The sequence below is a fragment of the Enterobacter cloacae complex sp. P17RS genome (assembly GCF_014895885.1).
Classification (GTDB): Bacteria; Pseudomonadota; Gammaproteobacteria; order Enterobacterales; family Enterobacteriaceae; genus Enterobacter; species Enterobacter bugandensis.
The window spans coordinates 16,307-18,012 of record NZ_JADBQK010000038.1 but is presented as its reverse complement, the minus strand read 5'-3'; the positions used below and the strand labels follow the sequence as shown (position 1 = coordinate 18,012).

Sequence of the window (1,706 nt, the reverse complement as noted above, 5' to 3'; positions counted from 1 at the left end):
AATGAACTGAATAGTAAACCGCGGATGTCAATATAATTTTTTGTCATTAGTCTTTCATGTAATGAATATTGTCGATAACATTTTTGTCTTCTTTGGAGTTAAGCTATAAATTATGAATTTTCCTGAACCTGGATTGACGAAATGGCAAGTTTAAAAAATACCCTCCTTATGAAAACTTGATCATCAACTTTCGATAAAAATTTTTTTCGATATACCGAAAGATTTCGCAATTTGCTCCGATGAGTATTTATGTTGATTAACAGATTCGTCTCGCCGTTTTTGCTTTGCTGTTTCGTATGATCCTTGAGTGCTGGGTTTGTTGTCTTGTCACTTTTCTTGAGTTGAGGCCTTTATTCCCATTTCTCATGTCGACTCAATTAGTAGCTAAAGATTGTTTTCACTGTTTGTATAGTTACTGATTGTAAAACAATAGAGTACTTGACCTGCTCCCCGTTGATTAACACACCCCGATGTTAGTAATGTCTTCATAATCCACATGAGGACATCCCCATGAAGAAGCGTTTTTCCGACGAACAGATCATCAGTATTCTTCGCGAAGCGGAAGCCGGAGTTTCTGCTCGTGAGCTCTGCCGTAAGCACACCATTTCCGATGCCACTTTCTACACCTGGCGCAAGAAGTTTGGTGGCATGGAAGTTCCTGAGGTGAAGCGGCTTAAATCTCGTGAAGAGGAGAACGCCCGCCTCAAGAAGCTACTTGTCGAAGCCATGCTGGATCAGGAGGCTCTTCAGGTGGCTCTGGGGCGAAAGTACTGACGACAGGCCAGAAGCGGGAAGCCGTTGAGTTTATGTGTGATGCGACCGGTCTGTCGCAACGTCGTGCCTGCAGGCTTACAGGTTTGTCCCTGTCGACCTGCCACTATGAGGCTCAGCGTCCGGCGGCTGATGCGCATTTATCGGGGCGCATCACTGAGCTGGCACTGGAGCGCAGGCGTCTTGGCTACCGCCGCATCTGGCAGCTGTTGCGTCGGGAGGACCTTCACGTCAATCACAAGCGGGTATACCGTATTTACCACCTTAATGGACTGAGCGTAAAACGCAGACGAAGCCGTAAAGGGCTGGCAACCGAACGGTTTCCGCTTCTGCGCCCGGATGCGCCGAACCTGACATGGTCGATGGATTTCGTTATGGACGCACTGCCCAACGGTCGGAGGATTAAGTGCCTGACCTGTGTGGATGATTTCACGAAGGAGTGTCTGACGATCACCGCTGCTTTCGGTATTTCAGGAGCTCAGGCCATGCATATTCTGGTCAGCATCGCGCTGTTTCGGGGCTATCAGGCGATAACAAGAACCGATCAGGGCCCGGAATTTACCTGCAGCGCGCTCGATCAATGGGCCTTTGAGCATGGTGTGGAACTACGACTTATCCAGCCAGGTAAGCCAACGCAGAACGGATTTATTGAGAGTTTTAACGGATACTTTCGCGATGAGTGTCTAAATGAACAATGGTTCAGCGATATTCTTCATGCCCGGAAAAAGATCAATGACTGGCGGCAGGATTATAACGAGTGCCGTCCCCATTCATCGCTGGATTACCAGACACCAGCTGAATTCGTAACGGACTGGCGAAACAGGAAATATGAAGAAAACCAACCGACATTACTAACTGAAGGTTGTATCTAATCCTGGGGGCAGGTCACTGGCTGCAAAAACCATCAATAGCAAAGCTGGGGGGGGGGGGCCGCC

1 pseudogene is annotated in these 1,706 nt (G+C 48.1%); it reads left to right on the top strand.

Annotated features, from left to right (window positions below):
* The first annotated feature begins 510 nt into the window (after positions 1 to 510).
* Positions 511 to 1,630, top strand: a pseudogene (locus IM265_RS21580) (IS3 family transposase).
* Positions 1,631 to 1,706 lie beyond the last annotated feature (76 nt).